1 protein-coding gene is annotated in these 1,177 nt (G+C 54.5%); it reads right to left on the bottom strand.

Going from position 1 to position 1,177, the window contains the following annotated elements:
* Nucleotides 1–7: 7 nt before the first annotated feature.
* A partial coding sequence (locus HMPREF3104_RS10990; RefSeq protein WP_083279121.1) for an IS1249 family transposase occupies nucleotides 8–1,177 on the bottom strand: 1,170 nt, incomplete at its 5' end.

The following is a 1,177-nucleotide window of genomic DNA, read 5'->3' as shown; positions in this document are numbered from 1 at the left end:
TGTGGATTTAGGGGCGTCCTGCCCAGCCTTTTCTTATCCCTAAGCTGGGGTTCCATTCGTTGTCGATGTGGGTGTCATATGTGGCTGGTCGCCCGTCTGGGTGGCCGCGTCGTTTGAGTTGTTCTTTCGCCCAGGCGGTGCGTGCTGCTTTTTCTCCTTGGCGTCCGAAGTCTTGTTGCTTAGCTAACTCCAGTGGCGCTACCGGGTCTTCGGTATGGACGTAGAGCCACCAGTCCATGGTGATGCGCTGATGCTCATCGAACATGCCGCGATGGTTTCCTGCTAGGTCTTTGAGCTGTTTGTTGATGCCGCCTTCCAACAGGTTTGTGGTGGCTTTTAAGTCCTGCATGACAACGCCATCAGGCGGGGTAAGGAAGGTAAATAGGTGTCTGTCATGAATGAGTTTTTCTAACCGTTTTAATGCCCGGCGTGCATTGCGGTGGGTGTACCACCATTTCTGGTTGGGGCTGACCCATTTTGGTACTTGGCCTGCAGGTATAGCACTGCGGTAGGTGCGTTGTTTAAGCCAATCGGCAAAGGTGATGCGGGTGTGGTGGACTGCAGCAGTAAAGCGTGCAGCATCTTCAAGGCTGTCTACCTGGACGAGCATGTAGCCGAGTTTGCGGATTGCTTTATGAGCGGGGTGAATCGGGTTGCGGCTGATGTCGGCAAACGTGTTGCGCTGGACGTGGACTAAGCAGCGCTGGATGGCTACGCCTGGCCATTTAATGCGCAGTGCCTTAAGTGCTCCGCCTGACCCGTCGGTGGTGACGATGAGTGGTTGGGCGATTTTGTCGAATAGTTTTAGGTACTCATACGAGCTTTCACGCAGGCACCAATGCCAGGCGATGACGTGTGTGTCGGTGCAGGCTACCAGCAGGCATTTCTTGTGAAAGTAGGTGCCGTCGATAAAGACTTGGTCATAGACACGGTAGGGGTCTGTAGTCGTGGGCACGGTGATAAACCACAGCAGTTTGAACCACCGGGTCAAAGTCCGTCTGCTCACCCCAAGGCGTTTGGCTAAGTGGTCTGCGGATTCCCCGGAAAGGATCCAGTCGATAAAGATTTTGAAGTGCCGAATCTCGCTGGTGTGCGCCCGGGTGTTAATCGATGAAGCGTTGCACGCAGGACATAGCCAGCGTTGGGTTCCTGCCGCGGTTTTGCCGTTCTTAACCAG

This window comes from Corynebacterium sp. HMSC30G07 (assembly GCF_001806945.1).
GTDB lineage: Bacteria > Actinomycetota > Actinomycetes > Mycobacteriales > Mycobacteriaceae > Corynebacterium > Corynebacterium riegelii.
This window is presented reverse-complemented; position numbering and strand designations above follow the sequence as displayed.